Consider the following 16,079-nt stretch of genomic DNA (forward strand, 5'->3'; position numbering starts at 1 on the left):
GACCTCCCCCCTGTTCTGGAGCACCGCGATGTCTCGTTACATCATTGGCCGTGTCGGGCAGGCGCTGCTTGTCCTCTGGATCGCCTTCACCGCCTCGTTCCTGTTGCTGCAGGCCCTGCCCGGTGATGCGATCCTGATCAAGTTCCAGAACCCGGAACTGGGCCTCGGCCCCGAGCAGATCGCCGCGCTGCGAGACGCCTACGGCGTCGACAGCCCGCTCTGGCAGCAATACCTGCAGGCTCTGGGCAATTTCCTCACCGGCAATTTCGGCTACTCGGTGGTCGGCAGCGTGCCGGTGGCGCATGAGCTTCTCGCCAACCTGCCGGCGACCGCCCGGCTGGCGAGCCTCGGCTTCACCCTGGCGGTGATCATCGCGCTCGGCCTCGCCTTCCTCGCGACGCTCGCTCCCTTTGCCTGGCTGAGGACCGCGATCCAGTCGATCCCGTCGCTGTTCGTGTCGCTGCCGGTGTTCTGGCTCGGCATCATGTTGATCCAGATCTTCTCGTTCCGGCTCAAGTGGATTTCGGTGATCAACCCGGGCGAGATCGAGGGGCTGATCATGCCAGTGATCACCTTGGCGATCCCGATCTCGGCGCCGCTGGCGCAAATCCTGATCCGCAATATCGACGAGGTCTCGACCCTGCCCTTCGTTGCCGTCGCCCGCGCCAAGGGCGCCTCGCCCAGCTGGGTGCTGTGGCGCCATGTGGTCAAGAACGCCCTGCTGCCGACACTCACCATTGCCGGCATCCTGTTCGGCGAGCTGCTGGCGGGGGCCGTGATCACCGAGACGGTGTTCGGTCTCAACGGCATCGGCGGGCTTACCGAGCGCTCGGTGCGCTTCCAGGACACCTCGGTGATCCAGGCGATCGTGGTTTTCTCGGCGCTCTGCTTCGTCGCCGTGAACCTCATCGTCGACCTGCTCTACCCCGTCTTCGATCCCCGCCTCCGCCGCCTCAAGGGTGCCCCAGCATGACCAGCATCGGATCCACCGACATCCTCGTCAGTAAGCCGCGCCGTGCCTCGAGCAACCCGCTGCTGCAGCGGCTACGTGGCGTCTCGCCTAGCCTGGTGCTGGCCTGGGGCATCATCGGGCTGGTCGTGTTGTTCGCGCTGGCGCCGTCGTTGTTCACCAGCTTCAATCCGGTGCAGGGCGTCCCCGCCGAAAAGCTCAAGGCCCCGAGCCTCCTCCACATCCTCGGCACCGACGCGCTGGGCCGCGATCTCTTTGCACGCATCGTCTATGGCGCGGTGCACTCGCTGACCGGCGCCTTCGTCGCCGTGCTGGTCGGGCTCGTCGTCGGCACCACGCTCGGGCTGTTCGCCGGCTCGGTGGGAGGCCTGGTCGAGGAGGGGGTGATGCGCGTCGTCGACGTGCTGCTGTCGATCCCAGGGCTGCTGCTGATGCTCTCGATCATCATTCTTCTGGGCTTCGGCACGGTGAATGCCGCCATCGCCGTCGGCATCACCTCGGTCGCCGGCTTTGCCCGCCTGTCGCGCTCCGAAGTCGTGCGGGTCAGGCGTTCCGAATATGTCGAGGCGGCGTTCGGCAGCGGCGGCACCTTCCTGTCGGTGCTGTGGCGGCATGTGCTGCCGAACTCGCTGGCCTCGGTGCTGGCGCTCGCCGCCCTGCAATTCGGCGGCGCCATCCTCGCCATCTCCACTCTGGGCTTCCTCGGCTATGGCGCGCCGCCGCCGACGCCGGAATGGGGGCTGCTGATCGCAGAAGGACGCAACTACATCTCGACCGCCTGGTGGCTGACCACCGCCCCGGGCCTCGTCGTCGTGCTGGTGGTGCTCTCGGCCAACCGCATCAGCCAGGCGCTGGGGAAAGCAGGACGATGAGCACGCCTCTCCTCTCGGTCGAGAACCTCTCGGTCGCCTACAAGGACGCCGACCGCTACGCCCGCGTGACCCACGACGTGAGCTTCGCGGTCGAACCGGGTGAAGTGGTGGCGCTGGTCGGCGAGTCCGGCTCGGGCAAGACCACCACTGCCCAGGCCGTCATCGGGCTCCTGCCCGACAACGGCCGCATCGAACATGGCGCCATCCGCCTCAACGGCGAGGATATCTCGCGCTGGACCGGCAAGCGCTTCGACGCCATCCGCGGCCGCCAGATCAGTCTGATCCCGCAGGATCCGACCAGCTCGCTGAACCCGGTGAAGACCGTCGGCGCGCAGGTCGGGGAAATCCTCCGCATCCACGGCGAGCGCGACAACAAGCTCATCGCCACCCGAGTGGTCGAACTGCTGGCGCGCGTCGGGCTCTCCGACCCGGGCCTGAGGGCGCGGCAATATCCGCACGAGCTCTCGGGCGGCATGAAGCAGCGCGTGCTGATCGCCATCGCCATCGCGCTGAAGCCGCAGCTGATCATTGCCGACGAGCCGACCAGCGCGCTCGACGTCACCGTGCAGCGCCGCATCCTCGACCTGATCGACGAACTGCGCCGTGACACCGGCACGGCGGTGCTGCTGGTCACCCACGACCTCGGCGTCGCCGCCGACCGGGCCGACCGCATCGTCGTGCTGCAGGGTGGCCGCATCCAGGAAGCTGGCGCCGCCCGCCAACTGCTGGCAGCGCCGCAAAGCGCCTATGCCCGGCAACTGCTCGCCGACGCTCCGTCGCTGTCGGCTGGCACCAGAGTTGCGAAGTCCCCTCCCCCACCGGGTGAGGATGCCATCCTGGTTGAGAACCTCGTCCACGACTTCCAGGTGGATGGCAGGAAGAACTTCCGCGCCGTCGACGACATCTCCTTCGCCGTGCGCCGGGGCACCACCCACGCCATCGTCGGGGAGTCCGGCTCGGGCAAGACCACCACGGTGCGCGACGTCGTCGGCTTCGGCCGGCCCACCTCGGGGCGGATCAGCATCGCGGGCACCGATATCGCGTCCCTCAAGGGCGATGCGCTGCGCCTGTTTCGCCAGAAGATCCAGCTGGTCTACCAGAACCCGTTCTCCTCGCTCGATCCGCGCCAGACGGTGTTCTCGATCGTCGAGGAGCCGCTGCGCAATTTCGGCCGGCTCGATGCGGCAGGACGAGCCGAGAAGGTCAACGCCCTGCTCGAGCGGGTGGGCCTGCCCGAAGCCTTGCGGCAGCGCCGGCCACGCGCCCTCTCGGGCGGCCAGCGGCAACGTGTTGCCATTGCCCGCGCCCTGGTGCTCGATCCCGAGGTGGTGGTGCTCGACGAGGCGGTGTCGGCGCTCGACGTGACGGTGCAGGCGCAGATCCTGAAGCTTCTCGACGAGCTGCAGCGCGAGCGCGGCCTCACTTACCTCTTCGTCTCGCACGACCTCGCCGTGGTGCGACAGATCTCCGACACCGTGTCGGTGCTGCAGAACGGCCGGCAGGTGGAGGCCGGCCCGGTCGCCGAAGTCTTCCGCAACCCGCAAAGCCCCTACACACGCGAACTGATCGACGCCATTCCCGGCCAACGGAGCCTCGCCCATGTCTGATACCCAACTGCCCAAGCGCCTCGGCTTCTTCACCCGGCTGCTCGACGACACCAGCGCCGGCGAGCGCTATCACAATGCCGCGACCCAGATCGTCCATGCCGAGGCCAATGGCTTCGACAGCGCCTGGGTGGCGCAGCACCATTTCCACCGCGACGAGGGCGGCCTGCCTTCGCCGCTGGTGTTCCTCTCCTACGTCGCGTCGCGCACCTCGCGCATCCGGCTTGGCACCGGCATCATCACCCTGCCGCTGGAGAACGCCATCCGCGCCGCCGAGGACGCCGCGGTGCTCGACCTGTTGTCGGGCGGCCGGCTGGAACTCGGCACCGGCTCGGGCGGCACCCCGGACTCGTTCACCGCCTTCGGCTACGACGTGAAGGACAAGCACGCCATCTACGAGCGGCACCTTGCAACCTTCCGCACGGCGCTCTCCGGCTCGCCGATCGTCGGGGACGTCAAGCTCTACCCCGCAGCGCCGCATCTGCTCGAACGCTTCTGGCAGGCCACCTTCTCGGTCGCGGGCGGCATCCGGGCCGGCAAGGCCGGCGACGGGCTGATGCTGTCGCGTACCCAGCCGCGTCCCGCCGACAAACCCAGGGCCACCCTGCCCGACCTGCAGCACCCGATCCTCGACGGCTATTTCGAGCACCTGCCACGCGAGATCGCGCCACGCATCGTCGCCTCGCGCACGCTGTTCGTCGCCGACAGCCGCGAAGAAGCGCGGCGCTACGCTGCGGCTGGCTTGCGCAAGGCCGCCATCGGTCTCGCCAAGGGCGGTCACCGCTTCGAAAGCGACGATCTCGACGATCTGATCGCTGCCACCGACACCCATGTCGGCACCGTCGACGATGTGCTGGAGAGCCTGCATCGCGACACCACGCTGTCGCGCGTCACCGACCTCGTCTTCCAGGTGCACTCGGTCGATCCACCGCACGAACTGGTGCTGCGCTCGATCGAGCTGATCGCCGAAAAAGTCGCGCCTTCCCTCGGCTGGGCCAAGGCCGACAAGCCGCATTCGCCACGCCTGAGCGTGGTTCGCTGATACTCTCGAAAGGACAGTTAGATGAGCGACGACAGCAAGGACGTCATCGACCACCTGGTGGGCGTGATCCCCGGCAGCGCACTGGATGCGGTGCGCCATGGACGACCGACGGCCCGCGACAATGCGCAGAAGAGTTATGAGGCGCTGTTCGCACCGGTCGATGCCGGCACGGTGCTGCTCGAAGAGCGGTTCGCCATCGCCTACTTCGTTGCCGCCCTGCATCAGGACGAAGCCATTTCGGCCTTCTACCGTGAGCAGCTGGGGCACCATGACCGCAACGGCCTCATCGGCGCCATCAGCGCAGAGGCCCGCCGCGGCGAGACGACAGGGCCCTATGGCCACTATCCGACCGGTCCGCTCAGCGTCGAAGACCAGCCGGGCCTCGAGTACCAGCCTGACCCGGCCAATCGCCAGGTGCTCGGCAGGCTTGGGGCAGCCCTTGCCCATGCGCATTTCCTCGTCTTCCGGCCGCGCGACGCCAGTCCGGACAAGCTGCAGAAGCTGCTCGATGCCGGCTGGTCGACCACCGATATCGTGACGCTGAGCCAGCTGGTGGCGTTCCTTGCCTTCCAGATCCGCGTGGTGATCGGGCTACGCGCCCTCGCCGCGGCGCAGCAGGCACAGAACATCGCCCACGCCTCCACCCCGATCAGTCCCGTCGCTGCAGCCTGAGGCCAGGAAATGACCGAGAAAGCCATCACCTACGACCTCGCCGACCGCCCCGCCGTGTTCACCCAGGAGCAGATCGGCTGGGCCCCCTGGCTCAAGCCGCTCGAGGAGTCCGAGCTGACCGACCGGCACTGGGAAGGACTGACCGAAGCGTCGCGCGCCAAGTCGCCCTATTTCATGCTGCTGGCGCGCGACCCCGACATCCTTGGCGCCCGTACCCGCACCGACAAGGACATCTTCTACAACCCCGACGCCGGGTTGCCGCGCGCCGAGCGCGAACTCGCGGCTGCCGCGACCTCACGCTCCAACGGCTGCATCTTCTGTGCCTCGGTGCACGCCCGCTTTGCTTCGACCTATTCCAAGCGCAGCGAGGATGTGCAGCGGCTGCTCGATAGCGGTGTGGAGGTTGACCTCGGCGACCGCTGGAACACCCTGGTCGCCGCCTCGGTCGCGCTGACCGAGACACCGTCCGCCTTCGGCGCCGACGAGATCGCCGATCTCAGGCAGGCCGGGCTCGACGACCTCTCCATCGCCGACCTGATCCAGAGCGCGGCGTTCTTCAACTGGGCCAACCGGCTGATGCTGTCACTGGGCGAACCGACCCCGGCTGCGGCGTAGGCACCAGCGTCGGCGCGGGCTGACCCCCACCCTTGATCCCTCCCCTAAGAACGGGGAGGGAGACGATCGCTCAAGCGCCAGTATTTTGGTCTCGCTCCCCGTTCCGGGGCGCTACGCGTCCCCTAGAGGGGGAGGGGACAGGGGTGGGGGTCGGTCAACCACCAGCTGCAGGGTTGCTCTCCTCAGTCTCGGCCCCCTCGCCCGCCTCCTCGCCAAGCCGCCGCTCGATCGCGTCCTTCGCCCCCTTGGCGAATTCCTCGCTCGAATAGGGGCCCCACTCGGCCTGCTGTCCGTTGATATAGGCATAAAAGTACCATTTGCCGTCGCGCTTCTCCGGCCCAAACGTGCGCTGCGTCATAACTGCTCCTGCGAGCCCCGTGTGCAAACTTGCCGAGTCGCTGTCTCGTTCCATAGGCACCTCGTCGGGGTTGCTATTTGCCCCGTCCGCTGATCGGCATCGGCTCGCATTCCGCGGCTACGCAGTTCTACCAGCAGCGCGCCAGACGACTGATTTACCCACACGACAAGCCACCGGCTGCCCTGAGTAGCGGGTACTTGTCTGTTCATCGCCGCTGCCAACTATCCGCCCTGTCGCAGTATCCCGGGGCGTCGATTGCCGGCCGTCATCAGCACGTTACTCCTCAATCACAACCTGGCGCTGGTGGCGGTGGCGGCGTTGCTATGCGCGCTTTCGTCCTTTGCAGGAATTTCACTGCTGCATCATGCGCGCCGAACCACCGGCGCGATGCAGATGGCGTGGCTTGCCGTCGCCGCGGTCTCCGTGGGATTCGGCATCTGGTCGACTCATTTTGTCGCAATGCTCGCGTTCCACCCCGGTGTCGCGGTCGGCTACGACCTGCCGACGACGCTGGTTTCACTGTCGTTGGCCATCGCCATCGTCGGCGGCGGGCTATGGTTCGCGACTGTCGGCACCTCGGTCGACGACTCGATCCTTGCCGGCGCGGTGGTGGGGCTCGGTATTTCCGCCATGCACTATACCGGCATGGCGGCGGTGATCGTCGGTGGCGCCATCGAATGGGACTTCAACCTGGTTGCGCTGTCGGTCCTGATCGGCATGGCCCTGGGCGGCGCGGCCCTCTGGATGGCCCGCGCCGCGACGCTGCGCGGACGACTGGGCGCCCCGATCCTCCTCACCCTCGCGATCTGCGCCATGCATTTCACCGCCATGGGAGCGGCCGGCTTCGCCAACTGCTATGCGATCGTCACCGAGGGTACGCCCGCCTGGCTGTGGCTGGTGCTGTCGCTCGCCTCCATTCTCATCCTCGGTCTTGCCATGGGCGGCACCCTGCTCGACCTCAGGGACCGACGGCACGGCGCCGAAAGCGCCAGGATGCGCGAACTGGCCGATGCAGCGGTGGAAGGCATCGTCATCGTCCGGCAAGGCACGATCACCGCCACCAATCGCAGTTTCAGGCAGCTCGTGGGCTCCGAAGCCGACGCCAGCGGCCGGCCCTTGCTCGATTTCCTCGAAGCCCCCGCCTGCGAGGCGCTGGCACGCGCCCCCAATGCCACCATCGAGGGGCGGCTCAGGGTGACCGGCGGCGACATCCCGGTGGAGGCCGTGGCGCACGAAATCGAGTTTCAGGGAGTGCGGCAGCAGGCGATCGCCATCCGCGACGTCTCGACCCGCAAGCAGGCTGAGGAGCACATCCGTTTCCTTGCCCACCACGACGCGCTGACCGGGCTGCCCAACCGCGTCAGCTTCGGCCGCCAGCTGAACCAGACCATCGAAGAGGCCCGCAGCGATGGGCGCAGCTGCAGCGTCCTCTGCCTCGATCTGGACCGCTTCAAGCAGGTGAACGACCTCTATGGCCATGCCGCGGGCGACGCCCTGCTGCGCCGGGTCGGGCTGATCCTGCAGCGCGAAGTGGCCGAGAACGGCTACCCGGCGCGGCTGAGCGGCGACGAGTTCGCCGTGGTCCTCAATGCCACCGAGAGTCTCGACGCTGCAAACCGCGTGGCGCAGCGTTTGCTGCAGGCATTTGCCGATGACATGGGCGCACCCGAGGAAGACACCACCATCTCGGCCTCGATCGGCGTCGCCTCTTTCCCTGGGGACGCTCAGACCGCCGAGCAGTTGATGTCTGCCGCCGATATGGCGCTCTACCGCGCCAAGCAGGATGGGCGCGGCGCCTACCGTTTGTTCGAGGCGGCGATGAGCGACGAGCTGCGGGACCGGCGACTGGTCGCCCACGATCTGGCAAGCGCCGCCGAAGCGGGGCAGTTGCACCTCGTCTACCAGCCGCAGGTGGAGATCGCCTCAGGTTCGGTCACCGGCCTCGAGGCCCTGATCCGCTGGCACCATCCGGAGCGGGGCGAGATCTCCCCCGGCACCTTCATCCCGATCGCCGAGGAGAACGGTCTGATCCTCGAGATCGGCGAATGGGTATTGCGCACGGCCTGCCGCGAGGCGGCCTCGTGGCGGGTGCCGCTCGGCATCTCGGTCAACGTCTCGGCCGCGCAGATCCACAATCCATCGTTCTCCCGGCTGATCCACCAGGTTCTGGTCGAGACCGGGCTGTCGCCGATGCGGCTCGAAATCGAGGTGACCGAGACGGCGCTGGTGCGCGACCTGACGCGCGCGGTGACGACGCTCCGGCAGGTGCGGGCGCTCGGCGTGCGGGTGGCCATCGACGATTTCGGCACCGGCCACTCGTCGCTGACCCATCTCGGCGCGTTCCCGTTCACGCGGATCAAGCTCGACCAGTCCTTCGTCAGAACCTTCGACCACAACCGGCAATCGGCGGCGATCGTCCACGCCGTTATCGAACTCGGACGCTATCTCGGCACCCCGGTGGTCGCCGAAGGCGTCGAGCGACAGGAAGAGCTGGCTTTCCTCACCGCCGAGGGCTGTGAGACGGCCCAGGGCTTCCTGTTCGGCCGTCCGGCGCCGATCGCAGCCTTCGGTGGGCTGCAGCGGCAACGCGCCAGTTGAGACCGGCGAAATGAAAAGGGCCGCCCCATCGGGCGGCCCCGTCGTTGTTGCCGGCGCGTCAGGCCAGCTCGTCTTCGCTCGGTGCGGCCGCCATGCCCAGCGCAGTGAGATAGAGTTCGAGCAGCGCTTCCTGCTCCATGCGCTCGTTGTGGTCCTGCTTGCGGATTGAAACGATCTTGCGCAGCACCTTGGTGTCGAAGCCATTGCCCTTGGCCTCGGCATAGACTTCCTTGATGTCGCCGGCGATTGCCGCCTTTTCTTCCTCGAGGCGCTCGATGCGCTCGATGAAGGCCTTGATCTGGTCCTGGGCGACGCTATCGGGGGAGACGGTTGCCATAGTCGAATTCCTTTTCGTTTCGGTCCCCGTTCAACCCGTTCGTCGACGCCCGTTCAAGCCTATTCGGCGAGCAATCCACATCGCTTGCCTCCGGTTTCGTAATTCCGACAAAAGCCGCGTTTACCGGTTGACAGCGGGCGGGGCGCTGCGCACAAACACGTCGCGCGCTGCAAACGATTTCAGGCATCGAACCCGGGCGGTCCATTGCGCTACATCCTGGCCATCGCTGGTGTGCTTGCCGCCGCGTTCATAGCCGTCACCATCTGGATTTTTCTGCCGCGTGCCGACGCCCCGCTCAGCGCTGCCTCGGCCCAGGCGCAGTCGCAGGCCCCGGCCGATGCCACCGCTTCTGCCGAAACCGGCGAGGGAAGCTTCCGCGTCTGCAACGAAACCGCCAACAAGGTGTCCGTGGCCTTCGGTTATCGCGCCGAGAAGGGCTGGCAGTCCGAGGGCTGGTGGGTGGCCGAGCCCAACAACTGCGTCACCATCTATCGGGGCAACCTCGAAGCGCGCCGCTACTATTATGTCTATGCCGCCGACGACATCAGCGGCGGCGCCTGGGACGGCAGCGTCTTCATGTGCACGCGCGACGAGACCTTCACCATCTTCGGTGTTGAGGATTGCCTGGCGCGCGGCTACGAACGAACCGGCTTCTTCGAAGTCGATACCAATAACCGCAGCGACTGGACGTTGCAGCTGACCGATGGCGAAGTCGTCGGCAGCGACGCCGGCCCGACGGACGAAGCCGTGCCGCTCGAGGGCGACCTGCCGACCGACGGTGGCGACCAGCCCGCCGACGCCACTCCTACCGATGAAGGTGCAGATTCCGAATGAGACGCATGAGACGCGTAAAGATCGTTGCGACCCTGGGCCCCGCGTCCAACGACGAAGCCACGATCGAGAAGCTGGCGCGCGCTGGTGCGGACGTCTTCCGCATCAACATGAGCCATGCCAGCCACGAGCTGCTGAAGCAGACGGTTGGCTATATCCGCAATGTCGAAGCGCGGCTGCACCACCCCATCGGCATCCTGGTCGACCTGCAGGGCCCCAAGCTACGCGTCGGCCGCTTCGCCGAGGGCGCGGTGCAACTGGTGGCCGGTGCGAAGTTCACCCTCGACAGCTCGGAAACGCCCGGGACCGTCGAGCGGGTCTACCTGCCGCACCCGGAAATCCTCGAATCCGTCTCGGTGGGCGATCGCCTGCTGCTCGATGACGGCAAGCTGCAGCTCAAGGCCACCAAGGTCGGCGGCGGCCAGGTCGAGACCGAGGTAATCTATGGCGGCAAGCTGAGCGACAGGAAGGGCGTCAGCCTGCCCGATACGCTCTTGCCTATGGGCGCGCTGACCGAAAAAGATCATGCCGACCTGCTCAAGGGCCTCGAGGCGGAAGCCGACTGGATCGCGGTCAGCTTCGTGCAGCGGCCCGAGGACATCATCGATATCCGCAAGATCGTCCAGGGCCGCGCCGGCGTCATGGCCAAGATCGAAAAGCCCCAGGCCGTCGAGCGGCTGGAAGAGATCATCAAGCTCTGCGACGCCTTCATGGTGGCGCGCGGCGACCTCGGCGTCGAAATGCCGCTCGAGCAAGTCCCCGGCCTGCAGAAGCGCATGATCCGCATCGCGCGCCGTTACGGCAAGCCGGTGGTGGTCGCCACCCAGATGCTGGAGTCGATGATCACCTCGCCGGTGCCGACCCGCGCCGAAGTCTCGGACGTGTCGATCGCCGTGTTCGAAGGCGCCGATGCGGTGATGCTCTCGGCCGAAAGCGCCTCCGGCCAGTACCCGGTCGAAGCCGTGGCGATGATGAACAAGGTGGCGGTGGCGGTCGAAGGCGACCCGAACTATCGCGGCATCATCCGCGCCCAGGCCGCCGAGCCCGAGGCGACCGCCGCCGACGCGATCTCCGCGGCGACCCGCCAGGTGGCCGAGACGCTCGACCTCGCGGCCATCGTCACCTACACCTCGTCCGGTTCGACCGCCATCCGCGCGGCGCGCGAGCGGCCGAGCAAACCCATTCTGGCGCTGTCGCCGAACCTCAGGACGGTCCGCCGCCTGTCGGTGGTCTGGGGCATCCACTGCGTGGAATCGCCCGATGCGGTGAACCTCGAGGACATGGTCGATCGCGCCTGCGTCATCGCCTACCAGGAGGGCCTCGCCCGTCCCGGCGACCGCATCGCCATCACCGCCGGCATTCCGCTTGGCACACCGGGCGCCACCAACATGCTGCGCATCGCCTTCGTCCGCCAGGACGGGGCTGGGTCGTCGTAACGACCCACCTGCACGAAGGCCCCCTCACCCGCCGCTGCGCGGCGACCTCTCCCCCAAGGGAGAGGTGAGCGGGAGCTAAATCTCGCCGCAACGTCACCTCTCCCTTGGGGGAGAGGTCGGCCCCCGGGTCGCGTCGCGCCCCGAGGGCAGGCTCCGCCCGGGTGAGGGGGCCTTGCCCCAAACACCAGAACAAGGAATCCTGACCTGATGTCCTCCGCTCTCGACGCCGCCCTCGCCCACGCCGACGCCCATCTCGACGACAGCGTCGCGCGGCTCAAGACCCTGGTGGCCATCAAGTCGATCTCCACCGATCCGGCCTTCACCGCCGAGGTCCACAAGGCCGCGGGCTGGCTGGCGGCCGACCTCAAGGCGCTCGGCTTCGACGCTTCGGTACGCCCCACGCCGGGCCATCCGATGGTGGTGGCGCATGACCATGCCGCCAGCGGCCCGCATGTGCTGTTCTACGCCCACTATGACGTGCAGCCGGTCGATCCGCTGAACCTCTGGGCCACCGACCCGTTCACCGCCACGCTGGTGAAAGGCGACGACGGCGAGACCCGCATCGTCGGACGCGGCACCTCCGACGACAAGGGCCAGCTCCTGACCTTCGTCGAGGCCTGTCGGGCCTGGAAGGCGGTGAACGGCGCGCTGCCAATCAAGGTGACGCTGTTCTTCGAAGGCGAGGAAGAGTCGGGCGGCAAGAGCCTGCCGGGCTTCCTCGAGGCCAACAAGGCCGAACTCGGCAATGCCGATATCGCGCTGGTCTGCGACACCGATTTGTGGAACCGCAACACCCCCGCTATCGTCACCTCGCTGCGCGGCCTCGTCGGCGAGGAGGTGGTGATCACCTGCGCCAGCCATGACCTGCATTCGGGCATGTACGGCAACGCGGCGCGCAACCCGATCCAGGTGCTGGCCGACATCATCGCCTCGCTGCGCAACCCGGACGGCAGCGTCGCCGTCGAAGGTTTCTATGACGATGTCGAGGAACTGCCCGCCGACATCGCGGCGCTATGGAAGCGCCTGCCCTACGACGAGGCGGCCTTCATGGCGGGTGCCGGGCTCACCACCCCGGCCGGCGAACAGGGGCGCTCGGTGCTCGAGCAGACCCGCGCGCGCCCGACCTGCGAGATCAACGGCATCAACGGCGGCTATACCGGCGACGGCTTCAAGACGGTGATCCCGGCCAAGGCCAGCGCCAAGATCTCGTTCCGCCTCGTCTCTGGCATGGATCCAAAAAAGATCCGCGCCGCCTTCCGCAAGCACGTGATCGACCGGCTGCCGCCCGACGCCAAGGCGGAATTCCACGAACACGGCGGCGCGCCTGCGGTGTCGGTGCCCACCGATGGCCCGTTCGTCGCCAAGGCGGCCGCGGCCTTGAAGGACGAGTGGGGCAACGAGGCAGCGTTGATCGGCTCGGGCGGCTCGATCCCGGTGGCCGGCGAGTTCAAGAAAACCCTGGGGCTCGACACCCTGCTGATCGGCTTCGCCCTCGACGACGACCGCATCCACTCGCCCAACGAGAAGTATGACCTCAAGAGCTTCCACAAGGGCATTCGCTCGTGGCTGAGGATCATCGCCGGCTTTGCGGGGTAACGGGCCGCAGACTGACCAGAAGATCCTGGGCGCAGGCTTCTCCTCCCCTCGGTGTCATCCCTGCGAAAGCAGGGACCCATTTCACAGCCCGTGCCGGCGGGGAGTTGGGTCCCTGCTTTCGCAGGGATGACAGCTGGTGGGTTGGGCCAGTGATACGCCCTTCAAAGGGAGCGACGACCAAACAGCAAAAGGCCCGCTTGCGCGGGCCTTCGAACTCTCAGCCGTGAGCAGCAGCTCAGCCCTGACGGGCCTTGTAGCGCTTGTCCACCTTGTTGATGATGTACACGCGGCCGCGGCGGCGCACGAGCTTGTTGGCGCGATGGCGACCCATCAGAGCCTTGAGCGAATTGGTGACTTTCATGCCGAACCTCGGAACAGAAATAAAAACAGGCGCCGCGCGCCCTTCGAATTGGGGCCGTGATTAAGGGCAAAAACCCGTGCTGTCAACGCCCTTCCGCCGCTTTTCCTGGGCCACGGCACGTCTCCCCGAAGGGGTCCCGCTCCCGGGACAGAGACATGCGTGAGAACAACAAGCCAAAGCGCATCGAGCGATCTGAAGATCGCGACGCGCTTTGGCCGATTAACCGGCCGGCAAGGCGCCGATGCGACACTGCTGCGATGCAGAAACCCAGCTTTTCCAAGCTCGATATCCTCGTGGTCGACCCGTCACCACACATGGGCGCACTGATCGGCCAGATGCTGCGCCACCTCAAGGTGCGCCGCATCGACGAGGTCCAGAGTTCCGACGCCGCGACGGTATTGCTGCAGTCGCATCGCTTCGGCGCCATCATGATGAACGACGTGCTGACGCCGATGAACGGCGTCGCTGTGGTCAGGGCGCTGCGCGCTGCCTCCGAAGGTCTGAACCGTGACACCCCTGTCATCATGATGTCGGCTGCGCCAGATGCCGGCGAGATCGCGGCAGCGCGCGATGCCGGCGTCACCGAGTTCCTGCGCAAGCCCTTCGCCACTCAGCATATCGAAAGCCGCCTGGTGTCGATCATGACGGCGCCGCGCCCGTTCATCGAGGCCGGAAACTTTGCCGGTCCCGACCGTCGCCGCAAGCGCGGCGACTACAAGGGCGGGGAACGGCGAGCCCGCTAGCTCCCCTCCCCCTCGAGGGAAGGGAAGCGATAGCTGCCAGCTCGCGCCTGCTCAGGCCCCGGGCTTCAGGTCGAGTTCCTGCCAGCGGATGCAGGCCACGTTGCGGCCGCCGGGAATCGCTTCGAGCGGCGGTCTCACCTTGGCACAGCGCTCCTCGGCGTAGCGGCACCGCGTCCGGAACGTGCAGCCTGACGGCTGGTTGATCGGCGAGGGGATTTCGCCCACCAGCCCCTCGATCGTGCGTTGTCGCGCCCGCTTGGGGTCGGGGATCGGCACCGCCGTCAGCAGGGCCCGGGTATAGGGATGCTTGGGGTCTTCGTAGAGATCGTCGCCATCCGCGAGTTCGACGATGCGGCCGAGATAGAGCACCAGGATCCGATCGGAGACGTGCCGCACCACGCTGAGGTTGTGCGAGATGAAGATCAGCGTCAGCCCGAACTCGTCCTTGAGGTCGCTGAGGAGGTTGAGGATCTGCGCCTGGATCGAGACGTCGAGCGCCGAGACCGGCTCGTCGCAGACGATCAGCTTGGGCTCGCTGATCAGCGCCCGGGCGATGCCGATGCGCTGTGCCTGCCCGCCCGAGAACTCGTGCGGATAGCGGTTGATCATCTCGGGCAAGAGCCCCACCGCCTCCATCGTCCGCAGCACCCGCTCGCGCCGCCCCTTGGCGTCGACTTCCGGCATCAGGGTGCGCAGCGGATCGGCGATGATCTCACCCACGGTCATGCGCGGGTTGAGCGAGGCCAGCGGATCCTGGAAGATGATCTGCAGGTCGCGGCGCTTCTTGCGCATCTCTTCGGCCGGCAGCTTGGTGATGTCCTGCCCCAGCCACAGCACACGGCCCTCGTCCGGTGCTAGCAGCTGCAGGATGCAGCGGCCGAGCGTCGACTTGCCACAACCGCTTTCGCCCACGATCCCGAGCGTCTCACCGCGTTTGACGGTGAAGTTGATGTCCTGCAGCGCACGCAGCTGGAACGGCTTGGCGAACAGGCCGGCGGAGATGGAGAAGTTCTTCGAGAGGTTCTCGATCTTCAACAGGTCTTCGGTGCGGTCCAGCATCATGCGACCTCCTCGTATTTGAGTTCGCCCTGGTACCAGCAGGCCTTTTCGCGCACGTCCTCGACTGGCAGCAGCGGCGGCCGTTCCTCGAAGCAGCGCTCGAAGCGGAAGGCGCAGCGGGGATGGAAGGCGCAGCCGCGAGGCAGGTGTTCGAGACTGGGCGGCAGGCCCTGGATCGGATCGAGCCGCTTGGCGCGCTTGGCCACATGCGGTGTCGAATGCAGCAACCCCAGCGTATAGGGGTGGCGCGGATCGTAGAACAGCGTGTCGGTCGGCCCCTTCTCGATGCAGCGGCCGCCATACATCACCATCATGCGGTCGGCGACGCCGGCGACCACCCCGAGGTCATGGGTGATCAGCACCAGGGCGGTGCCGAAATCATTGGTGAGGTTCTTGAACAGGTCGAGCATCTGCGCCTGCACCGTCACGTCGAGCGCCGTGGTCGGCTCGTCCGCGATCAGCACCTTGGGCTTGCACAGCAGCGCCATGGCGATCATCACGCGTTGCCGCATGCCGCCCGACAGTTCGTGCGGATAGGCATTGGCGCGCTTCACCGGTTCGGGGATGCCGACGCGCTCCAGCATCTCGATGACGGCGCGGTTGGCCTTGTCCTTGTCGTAGCCCTGGTGTCGCACCAGCACTTCCGCCAGCTGCGTCTTGATCTTGAGCGTCGGGTTCAGCGAGGTCATCGGATCCTGGAAGATCATCGCGATATCCTTGCCGCGATGCGTGTCGAGCCGGTCCGGCGCCATGCCGATCAGGTTCACATCGCCCAGCATGGCGCGGCCCGAGGCCTTACCATTCCTGGCCAGGAGCCCCATAATGGAGAGGAAGGCCTGGCTCTTGCCTGAGCCGCTTTCCCCCACCACCGCGAGCGTTTCTCCCTCGGCGAGGGTGAAATCGAGATCGGAAACCGCCTTCACTTCGGAATCGTGGAGGGCGAACGTTACGTCGAGATCGTCGACGACAAGCACATCGGCCATAT

At 66.7% G+C, this 16,079-nt stretch carries 16 protein-coding genes; 11 read left to right on the forward strand and 5 right to left on the reverse strand.

Annotated features, from left to right (window positions below):
• The first annotated feature begins 28 nt into the window (after positions 1-28).
• The 6 genes from APS40_RS06200 to APS40_RS06225 are packed head-to-tail and all read left to right on the forward strand — an operon-like array spanning position 29 to position 5,775.
• Positions 29-973 (forward strand): ABC transporter permease, encoded by a 945-nt coding sequence (locus tag APS40_RS06200; RefSeq protein WP_055046224.1) that lies wholly within the window; start codon positions 29-31, stop codon positions 971-973.
• Positions 970-1,842, forward strand: coding sequence for an ABC transporter permease (locus APS40_RS06205; RefSeq protein WP_055046225.1), 873 nt, complete (start codon positions 970-972; stop codon positions 1,840-1,842). The genes APS40_RS06200 and APS40_RS06205 overlap by 4 nt, the downstream gene beginning before the upstream one ends.
• The gene (locus tag APS40_RS06210) at positions 1,839-3,449 is read left to right on the forward strand and encodes a dipeptide ABC transporter ATP-binding protein (RefSeq protein ID WP_055046226.1); all 1,611 of its coding nucleotides are present in this window, start codon (positions 1,839-1,841) and stop codon (positions 3,447-3,449) included. The genes APS40_RS06205 and APS40_RS06210 overlap by 4 nt, the downstream gene beginning before the upstream one ends.
• On the forward strand, positions 3,442-4,488 hold the full coding sequence (locus tag APS40_RS06215) for a putative FMN-dependent luciferase-like monooxygenase (protein WP_055046227.1): 1,047 nt from the start codon (positions 3,442-3,444) through the stop codon (positions 4,486-4,488). Before APS40_RS06210 ends, APS40_RS06215 begins: the two co-directional genes overlap by 8 nt.
• A gap of 21 nt (positions 4,489-4,509) precedes the next feature.
• Entirely contained in the window at positions 4,510-5,160 is a 651-nt protein-coding gene (locus APS40_RS06220) for a CMD domain protein (protein ID WP_055046228.1), read from the forward strand.
• Between the two features lie 9 nt (positions 5,161-5,169).
• Complete coding sequence (locus APS40_RS06225; RefSeq protein ID WP_055046229.1) at positions 5,170-5,775, forward strand: alkylhydroperoxidase domain protein; 606 nt, start codon at positions 5,170-5,172, stop codon at positions 5,773-5,775.
• Between the two features lie 154 nt (positions 5,776-5,929).
• Here the strand turns inward: APS40_RS06225 and APS40_RS06230 are convergent, their stop codons facing one another.
• Positions 5,930-6,133 (reverse strand): hypothetical protein, encoded by a 204-nt coding sequence (locus APS40_RS06230; RefSeq protein WP_055046230.1) that lies wholly within the window; start codon positions 6,131-6,133, stop codon positions 5,930-5,932.
• 255 nt (positions 6,134-6,388) lie between these two features.
• Between APS40_RS06230 and APS40_RS06235 the strand changes: the two genes are divergently transcribed.
• Positions 6,389-8,731, forward strand: coding sequence for a bifunctional diguanylate cyclase/phosphodiesterase (locus APS40_RS06235; RefSeq protein WP_055046231.1), 2,343 nt, complete (start codon positions 6,389-6,391; stop codon positions 8,729-8,731).
• 58 nt (positions 8,732-8,789) lie between these two features.
• Here the strand turns inward: APS40_RS06235 and APS40_RS06240 are convergent, their stop codons facing one another.
• Complete coding sequence (locus APS40_RS06240) at positions 8,790-9,068, reverse strand: DUF2312 domain-containing protein (RefSeq protein WP_055046232.1); 279 nt, start codon at positions 9,066-9,068, stop codon at positions 8,790-8,792.
• A gap of 204 nt (positions 9,069-9,272) precedes the next feature.
• On the opposite strand from APS40_RS06240, the gene APS40_RS24420 reads away from it, so the two are divergent.
• The 3 genes from APS40_RS24420 to APS40_RS06255 all read left to right on the forward strand — a co-directional run bounded on the left by APS40_RS24420 (position 9,273) and on the right by APS40_RS06255 (position 12,931).
• Positions 9,273-9,902 (forward strand): DUF1036 domain-containing protein, encoded by a 630-nt coding sequence (locus APS40_RS24420; RefSeq protein WP_236884209.1) that lies wholly within the window; start codon positions 9,273-9,275, stop codon positions 9,900-9,902.
• Positions 9,899-11,335 carry a pyruvate kinase gene (gene pyk, locus APS40_RS06250; RefSeq protein WP_055046233.1) on the forward strand — a complete coding sequence of 479 codons (1,437 nt, stop codon included), beginning with the start codon at positions 9,899-9,901 and terminating at the stop codon, positions 11,333-11,335. Before APS40_RS24420 ends, pyk begins: the two co-directional genes overlap by 4 nt.
• Before the next feature lie 207 nt (positions 11,336-11,542).
• Positions 11,543-12,931, forward strand: coding sequence for a M20/M25/M40 family metallo-hydrolase (locus APS40_RS06255; protein WP_055046234.1), 1,389 nt, complete (start codon positions 11,543-11,545; stop codon positions 12,929-12,931).
• Positions 12,932-13,166: 235 nt separating this feature from the next.
• Here the strand turns inward: APS40_RS06255 and ykgO are convergent, their stop codons facing one another.
• Positions 13,167-13,292, reverse strand: a complete 126-nt coding sequence (ykgO, locus tag APS40_RS06260; RefSeq protein WP_055046235.1) for a type B 50S ribosomal protein L36 — start codon at positions 13,290-13,292, stop codon at positions 13,167-13,169.
• A 257-nt stretch (positions 13,293-13,549) separates the two neighbouring features.
• Between ykgO and APS40_RS06265 the strand changes: the two genes are divergently transcribed.
• Positions 13,550-14,035 carry a response regulator gene (locus APS40_RS06265; protein WP_055046236.1) on the forward strand — a complete coding sequence of 162 codons (486 nt, stop codon included), beginning with the start codon at positions 13,550-13,552 and terminating at the stop codon, positions 14,033-14,035.
• 51 nt (positions 14,036-14,086) lie between these two features.
• Here the strand turns inward: APS40_RS06265 and APS40_RS06270 are convergent, their stop codons facing one another.
• Positions 14,087-15,094 carry an ABC transporter ATP-binding protein gene (locus tag APS40_RS06270; RefSeq protein WP_055049572.1) on the reverse strand — a complete coding sequence of 336 codons (1,008 nt, stop codon included), beginning with the start codon at positions 15,092-15,094 and terminating at the stop codon, positions 14,087-14,089.
• Positions 15,094-16,077 carry an ABC transporter ATP-binding protein gene (locus APS40_RS06275; RefSeq protein WP_055046237.1) on the reverse strand — a complete coding sequence of 328 codons (984 nt, stop codon included), beginning with the start codon at positions 16,075-16,077 and terminating at the stop codon, positions 15,094-15,096. Before APS40_RS06275 ends, APS40_RS06270 begins: the two co-directional genes overlap by 1 nt.
• Between the last annotated feature and the right edge of the window lie 2 nt (positions 16,078-16,079).

Source organism: Devosia sp. A16 (assembly GCF_001402915.1).
Classification (GTDB): Bacteria; Pseudomonadota; Alphaproteobacteria; order Rhizobiales; family Devosiaceae; genus Devosia_A.

Bases quoted from the DNA above. Each gene is read 5' to 3' on its own strand.
- APS40_RS06200 (WP_055046224.1), top strand. From the start codon at position 29: ATGTCTCGTTACATCATTGGCCGTGTCGGGCAGGCGCTGCTTGTCCTC.
- APS40_RS06205 (WP_055046225.1), top strand. From the start codon at position 970: ATGACCAGCATCGGATCCACCGACATCCTCGTCAGTAAGCCGCGCCGT.
- APS40_RS06210 (WP_055046226.1), top strand. From the start codon at position 1,839: ATGAGCACGCCTCTCCTCTCGGTCGAGAACCTCTCGGTCGCCTACAAG.
- APS40_RS06215 (WP_055046227.1), top strand. From the start codon at position 3,442: ATGTCTGATACCCAACTGCCCAAGCGCCTCGGCTTCTTCACCCGGCTG.
- APS40_RS06220 (WP_055046228.1), top strand. From the start codon at position 4,510: ATGAGCGACGACAGCAAGGACGTCATCGACCACCTGGTGGGCGTGATC.
- APS40_RS06225 (WP_055046229.1), top strand. From the start codon at position 5,170: ATGACCGAGAAAGCCATCACCTACGACCTCGCCGACCGCCCCGCCGTG.
- APS40_RS06230 (WP_055046230.1), bottom strand. From the start codon at position 6,133: ATGACGCAGCGCACGTTTGGGCCGGAGAAGCGCGACGGCAAATGGTAC.
- APS40_RS06240 (WP_055046232.1), bottom strand. From the start codon at position 9,068: ATGGCAACCGTCTCCCCCGATAGCGTCGCCCAGGACCAGATCAAGGCC.
- pyk (WP_055046233.1), top strand. From the start codon at position 9,899: ATGAGACGCATGAGACGCGTAAAGATCGTTGCGACCCTGGGCCCCGCG.
- APS40_RS06255 (WP_055046234.1), top strand. From the start codon at position 11,543: ATGTCCTCCGCTCTCGACGCCGCCCTCGCCCACGCCGACGCCCATCTC.
- ykgO (WP_055046235.1), bottom strand. From the start codon at position 13,292: ATGAAAGTCACCAATTCGCTCAAGGCTCTGATGGGTCGCCATCGCGCC.
- APS40_RS06265 (WP_055046236.1), top strand. From the start codon at position 13,550: ATGCAGAAACCCAGCTTTTCCAAGCTCGATATCCTCGTGGTCGACCCG.
- APS40_RS06270 (WP_055049572.1), bottom strand. From the start codon at position 15,094: ATGCTGGACCGCACCGAAGACCTGTTGAAGATCGAGAACCTCTCGAAG.
- APS40_RS06275 (WP_055046237.1), bottom strand. From the start codon at position 16,077: ATGGCCGATGTGCTTGTCGTCGACGATCTCGACGTAACGTTCGCCCTC.